Origin of the sequence: Yoonia sp. (genome assembly GCF_036007805.1) — a bacterium.
GTDB lineage: Bacteria > Pseudomonadota > Alphaproteobacteria > Rhodobacterales > Rhodobacteraceae > Yoonia.
In genome coordinates this window covers 1-6,590 of the sequence record NZ_DASYOK010000011.1, presented here as the reverse complement: position 1 = coordinate 6,590, position 6,590 = coordinate 1, and the positions used below count along the sequence as shown (strand labels likewise).

Here is a 6,590-nt window from a genome sequence, read left to right as displayed (position 1 = left end):
CCAGACGCCCCCCAGACCAGCACGTTCTGGCCGGGCTTAAGGTCATGCGGCTCGTGGCCGAACAACATCCGGTACGCGGTCGCGAGTGTGAGCGTGTAACAAGCGCTCTCTTCCCATGTCAGATGCTGTGGACGATGCATCAACTGCTGCGATTGCACGCAGGTGAACTGCGCAAATGACCCGCCAGCCGTCTCATAGCCCCAGATCCGCTGACTGGGCGAATACATCGGATCGCCGCCGTTGCATTCCTCATCATCACCATCATCCTGATTGCAATGGATCACAACCTCGTCGCCAACCTTCCAGCGCTTGACCTTATCGCCCACCGCCCAAACGATCCCTGCGGCGTCAGAACCCACAATCTGGTAGTCTTGCTTATGGATATCAAACGGGCTGACAGGGATGCCAAGACCCGCCCAGACGCCGTTATAGTTGACACCGGCCGCCATCACGAGAACCAGAACCTCATGGCTGTCCAGCTTTGGCACGTCTACGACCTCGAGCTGAAACGCTTTCTCGGGTTCGCCATGGCGTTCACGGCGCAGAACCCACGCATGCATCTTTGCAGGCACATAGCCCAAAGGTGGCATCTCGCCGACTTCATACAGGTCTTTCTCGGGTGCCGTATAAGCAGTTTGGTCGAGGGCCATCGCAGTCTCCATCAGTCAGCTTCCAATGTTGCCGCGCCGCAGAATCAAGCGCGTTTTTCATTGAATACGAGATGACAGAGTAACTTTGCAACCCTATTTAGATCATTTTTGTAATTTAATTACTCTGCGACCGCAGAAATTTCGTCTGAATTTGCTGCAGCTGCATCAAAATGATGCGCAATCGAATTGGCATAGAAGGCCAGAACGTCCCGCCCCTTCACAGTGGGCGAAATCGCGCCATTGCTCTCGACAAGCAGACCACGCCCCCGCAACCGGCTGAGCGCGTCGCGCACGACTTCATGCGCCTCACGCTTCGGGCAGGGCAGCTTGCGCGCTTTCAAAAGCGCAAGCGCGCGCGCCACAGCGGCCTCAAGATCCGGAACAGTTACCGGATCTGCCAACAGGATGTGCCGCGCCACCAAGGGGACACCGACAACCGGTGTTACATCGGCAATCCGCTTCATAAGCTCTTGGGCCAGCTGTTCTGTCAGATCACTTTTGCCGTCGCCATGGTATTTCGAAAGCTCCAGCGGTTCGCCAAAACTCACAGACGCTACCCCGAATCCGCGAAAACGCCGCGTCACGCGCAGACCGATATGGCGGGCAATGCGCCCAAAGATCGAAATCAGCGACGGCTTGAACCGACGTGTGCCGGACTTATCGGCAGCAATCAGGATCGTGTCTTCCAACACGCGGTCATAATTTACCGCCACCGGTACAAAGATCACCTCGCGGGCCTTGGGGTCAAAATCCTCAACGATATAATTCAGCAACCCCATCCGCGGCGGGGCCAGCAATCCGTTCAGGCTCAGCCCACCTTCAGGGAATACCGCCTGGCTTACGCCGCCGCGCGTGGCCATCTGCACATAACGCGCCAGCACCTTGCGATAGAGCGCGCCCCGTGATTTGCGCCGGATAAAATACGCCCCCATCATGCGAATAACAGCAGAGAGCGGCCACACCCGCGCCCATTCCCCCACCGCATAAGAGAGCGCGCCCGCGTTTGCCGCCAGATAGGTGACCAACACGTAATCCATATTGCTGCGATGATTGATGACAAAGACAACGGCCGCATCAGGATCAATCTTTTCCAGTCGCTTGCGATCAAAAGTCCCCAGCTTGATGCGGTAAAGCGACTTGGACAGCCACTTCGCAAGTCTGATCCCTACACTAAAATAGGCGGTCGCCGAAAACCCCGGCACGATCTCGCGCGCATAACGGCGGGCCTTTTCAAAGGCGACATTCTCGGGGATTTTCTCCTTATTGGCGTGATCCACAATGGCCTGCGTCACTTCGGGATCATAGATCAGCCGCTGGATCATATCGTGCCGCCGCGCAAGCTTGAACGGCTCGATCGGGCGCTGCAGGCGTTGGTTCAACTTGCCAATCACCCTTTCGGCACGCTTACGGAAAAACCAGCGCACCGAGGGAAACAGAAAATGCGACGCAAAAGTCACTGCGGCGAACAGAACAATAAGAACAAAGGCCCAAACGGGCAGTGAGATTGTTTGCGTCATGCACAGACCTTTACAGGGAACGGCGTCCGCGTAAATCCCGTCATGCCGCGTTGCGGCGAATTGACAGCGCCATAAAATGTCCGATAAACACCCTCAAAGCGTAATTTAATTGCGTGAATTTATCAGGAGAGCCGTAAATGTCGCAACCGCAGAAAGACCGCCCTTGGCTGTTTCGCACATATGCTGGTCATTCGACCGCCTCTGCGTCGAATGCGCTCTATCGCGGCAACCTTGCCAAAGGTCAGACCGGTCTTTCTGTTGCTTTCGATCTGCCCACCCAAACTGGCTATGACAGCGATCATATCCTTGCCAAAGGCGAAGTGGGCAAAGTCGGCGTGCCCGTCAGCCACCTTGGCGACATGCGGACGCTGTTCAACGATATCCCGCTGGACCAGATGAACACCTCGATGACGATCAACGCCACTGCGCCCTGGCTCTTGTCGCTTTATATCGCCGTGGCCGAAGAGCAAGGTGCCGACGTCAGCGCCCTGCAAGGCACCGTGCAGAACGATATTATCAAAGAATACCTGTCACGCGGCACCTATATCTGTCCACCTGAACCGTCCCTGCGGATGATCACAGATGTCGCCGCCTATACACGCGAACACCTGCCGAAATGGAACCCGATGAACGTCTGTTCCTACCATCTGCAAGAGGCGGGGGCGACACCGGAAGAAGAGCTTGCCTTCGCGCTGGCCACCGCAACCGCCGTGCTGGATGATCTGAAAGGCAAAGTGCCACCCGAGCATTTCCCCGCCATGGTCGGGCGCATTTCCTTTTTCGTGAATGCCGGCATCCGTTTCGTGACCGAGCTTTGCAAAATGCGCGCCTTTGTCGAACTCTGGGACGAAATCTGCGCCACCCGCTATGGCGTTGAAGATGCCAAATACCGCCGTTTCCGCTATGGCGTGCAGGTCAATTCACTCGGCCTGACCGAACAGCAGCCAGAAAATAACGTTTACCGCATTCTTTTGGAAACGCTCGCTGTGACGCTGTCAAGAAATGCCCGCGCCCGCGCCGTGCAATTACCCGCATGGAACGAAGCATTGGGTCTGCCCCGTCCATGGGACCAGCAATGGTCTTTGCGGATGCAACAGATCCTGGCTTATGAAACCGATCTTCTGGAATTCGACGATCTCTTTGACGGAAATCCCGCAATTGATCGCAAAGTGAATGAACTGAAAGATGGCGCGCGCGCTGAATTGGCCCAAATTGACGAAATGGGCGGTGCGGTTGGCGCAATTGGCTATATGAAATCGCGTCTCGTCGAAAGTAATGCAGCGCGTATTGCCGGAATTGAAAAAGGCGAAACAACAGTTGTCGGCGTCAATAAATGGCAGGCTGGTGAACCCTCGCCCCTGACCGCAGGCGAAGATGCGATTATGGTGTCGGACCCAGAAGCCGAGGCCGATCAACTCCGCCGCCTCGGGCAATGGAAAGCCGACCGTGACGCAGGTGCCGTGAAAGAGGCGCTCGCCGCCCTGCGGGCAGCTGCCAAAGACGGCAGCAACATCATGCCCCCTTCCATCGCCTGCGCGCGGGCAGGTGTCACGACGGGCGAATGGGCCGACGTGATCCGCAGCGTGTTTGGCCAGTACCGCGCGCCCACCGGCGTCAGCAGCAACCCCTCCAACCGTACCGAAGGCCTAGAGGATTTGCGCGAACAGGTCGATCTGGTCAGCGCGGCGCTCGGCAGTCGTTTGAAATTTCTTGTCGGCAAACCGGGGCTGGACGGGCACTCCAACGGCGCAGAACAAATTGCCGCGCGCGCGCGCGATTGCGGCATGGAAATTGATTATGAAGGGATTCGTCTTACGCCCGAAGAAATTGTCACAGCGGCACAAAATGGCGAAGTCCATGTGATCGGACTGTCTATTCTCTCAGGGTCCCATATTCCTTTGGTCCGCGATGTCATGACACGTCTGCAAATGGCAGGCATATCCCATATCCCGGTCATTGCCGGCGGCATTATTCCTGAAGATGACGCAACTGAATTACGCGCAATGGGTGTGGCACGGGTCTATACGCCAAAAGATTTTGAATTGAACAAAATCATGAATGACATTGTCACCTTGGTCGATCCCCGATCCGTAGCGGCGGAATAAAGCCAAATATATACGCTTTTGGATAGGCTTTTGCGATTTCGAGATACTGTGTGAATAATCCTGTGGTATTCGCACTGAAGCGAATTGGAGAAACGCAAATGAATCCTGATCTGAAATCAATGACCCGCAAAGAACTCGAGAAGCTGAAGAGCAATGTCGAAAAAGCTCTGGCGAGGGTGACGGAAAACGAAAAGAAAGCCGCGCGCGCTGCCGCGGAAAAGGCAGCGGCAGCCCATGGGTTTTCGCTCGCAGAGATCACCGGCGCCGCGCCTGCGAAGAGAGGGCCCAAACCCAAGTCCGGCCCCAAAACTGCATCACCTGCGAAATACAAGAACCCCTCTGATCCCACGCAAACCTGGACGGGCAAAGGACGCCAGCCGCAATGGTTCAAGGCGGCAATCAAGGCGGGCACCTCGCCTGACAACATGGAAATCTAGCTTCCCTCGGTGCCGCGCCCGGCATAGACTGGGCGGCACATTTACAGGAGGCTGACATGACCATCCATATTGGCGCCGAGAAGGGCGATATTGCACCGACCGTCCTGATGCCGGGCGATCCTTATCGCGCCAAATGGGCGGCGGAAACGTTCCTCAAAGATGTGCGCTGCATCAATGAAGTGCGCGGTATGCTCGGATTTACGGGGACATGGAACGGCCATAGGGTGACGATCCAGGGGTCCGGCATGGGGATGCCGTCGCTTTCAATTTATGCGAACGAATTGATCAAGGACTACGACGTGCAGACCTTGATCCGTATCGGTTCATGCGGCGGGATGCAGAAGAATGTCGGCATTCGCGATGTGATCCTTGCGATGACAGCCTCGACACTCTCGACGCCCTCTCGCGGCATCTTCAAAGAGCTCAATTTTGCACCCTGCGCCGACTACCAACTGCTTTCTGCCGCCCATGACGCGGCAAGAGCCAAGGGCGTGCCAACCCATGTCGGCGGAATCTATTCGTCGGATGTGTTCTACGACGAACGCCCCGACCTGAACGAACAAATGATCCGGCATGGTATCCTCGGCGTCGAAATGGAAGCCGCTGAACTCTACAACCTCGCTGCCCGCTACGGACGGCGAGCCTTGGCGGTTCTGACCGTGAGCGACCACCTGATCACCCACGAAGCATTACCCGCAGAAGATCGCGAAAGGTCCTTTGGGGATATGGTCGAAATTGCCTTGGCCGCAGCTTTCGCGCAAGACGGCTAAGCAAAGGGGGCTTTGCCCCCGGCCCTACGGGCCACCCCCAGGATATTTTCGGGCCAATAATAACGGAAGATTAACCAAGACACGCGATGATTAAGCCACGGTACAGGCGGGGACGCCGATGACCGTGGCCGGTAATAACCGGAAGGGCTCGCCTGACACATGGCGGGCCCTTTTTCAGTATTGCTGGCCTGAAAATATCCTCGGGGGGAGCGTCAGCGGGGGGCAGACAGCCCCCCTACCCGCTTTCGTCTAGACAGTACGTTCGACCATCATGCCTTTGATATGCGCAATCGCCGCAGCGGGGTTCAACCCTTTGGGGCATGTTTTCGCACAGTTCATGATCGTGTGGCAGCGGTAGAGTTTGAAGGGGTCTTCAAGCTGGTCCAACCGTTCGCCTGTCGCCTCGTCACGGCTGTCGATGATCCAGCGGTATGCATGCAAAAGCGCTGCTGGCCCCAGATAGCGGTCGCCGTTCCACCAGTAGGATGGGCACGAGGTCGAGCAGGATGCGCACATCACGCATTCATAGAGACCGTCCAGCTTTTTGCGGTCCTCGATGGACTGGCGCCATTCCTTTGCAGGGCGGTTCGTTTTCGTTTCAAGCCACGGCATGATGCTCGCGTGCTGCGCGTAGAAATGCGTCAGATCAGGGATCAGGTCCTTGATGACCGGCATATGCGGCAGCGGGTAAATCTTTACGTCGCCCTTGATCTCATCCATGCCATAGATGCAGGCCAGCGTATTGATCCCATCGATGTTCATCGCGCAGGACCCACAGATCCCCTCACGGCAGGAGCGGCGGAATGTCAGCGTCGGATCGATTTCGTTTTTGATCTTGATCAGCGCATCCAGAACCATCGGGCCACAGTTATCCATATCAATGAAATATGTATCCAGCTGCGGGTTCTTGCCGTCATCGGGGTTCCAGCGATAGACCTGCACTTTGCGCAGGTTCGTTGCACCCTCCGGCTTCGGCCAGGTTTTACCCACCGTCATGCGGGAGTTCTTGGGAAGTGTCAGTTGTACCATTTTTCGTTCCTTCCGTCAGGGCTTGCGCCCGAATACCTTTACATGGCGCGCAAACGCGGCGGCCGAATTGGCGGCTCGCCGG

Annotated in this window: 6 protein-coding genes; 3 read left to right on the top strand and 3 right to left on the bottom strand. The window is 56.6% G+C overall.

Annotation, left to right across the window (positions count from 1 at the left end):
- Together VGP75_RS00495 and VGP75_RS00490 are read right to left on the bottom strand one after the other, a co-directional pair.
- On the bottom strand, window positions 1-650 hold a 650-nt coding region (locus VGP75_RS00495), incomplete at its 3' end, for an alcohol dehydrogenase catalytic domain-containing protein (protein WP_327541778.1).
- A 119-nt stretch (window positions 651-769) separates the two neighbouring features.
- A complete protein-coding gene (locus VGP75_RS00490; RefSeq protein WP_327541777.1) occupies window positions 770-2,167 on the bottom strand; it encodes a 1-acyl-sn-glycerol-3-phosphate acyltransferase in 1,398 nt (465 codons plus the stop codon).
- Window positions 2,168-2,304: 137 nt separating this feature from the next.
- Here VGP75_RS00490 and VGP75_RS00485 point away from each other — a divergent pair, with 137 nt between their 5' ends.
- From VGP75_RS00485 to deoD, 3 genes are all read left to right on the top strand, one after another.
- A complete protein-coding gene (locus VGP75_RS00485; protein WP_327541776.1) occupies window positions 2,305-4,272 on the top strand; it encodes an ethylmalonyl-CoA mutase in 1,968 nt (655 codons plus the stop codon).
- 98 nt (window positions 4,273-4,370) lie between these two features.
- A complete protein-coding gene (locus tag VGP75_RS00480) occupies window positions 4,371-4,709 on the top strand; it encodes an H-NS histone family protein (RefSeq protein ID WP_327541775.1) in 339 nt (112 codons plus the stop codon).
- A 56-nt stretch (window positions 4,710-4,765) separates the two neighbouring features.
- On the top strand, window positions 4,766-5,479 hold the full coding sequence (deoD, locus tag VGP75_RS00475) for a purine-nucleoside phosphorylase (RefSeq protein WP_327541774.1): 714 nt from the start codon (window positions 4,766-4,768) through the stop codon (window positions 5,477-5,479).
- Between the two features lie 249 nt (window positions 5,480-5,728).
- On the opposite strand, the gene sdhB is transcribed toward deoD, so the two are convergent.
- Complete coding sequence (gene sdhB / locus VGP75_RS00470; RefSeq protein ID WP_110279692.1) at window positions 5,729-6,508, bottom strand: succinate dehydrogenase iron-sulfur subunit; 780 nt, start codon at window positions 6,506-6,508, stop codon at window positions 5,729-5,731.
- Window positions 6,509-6,590: the final 82 nt, after the last annotated feature.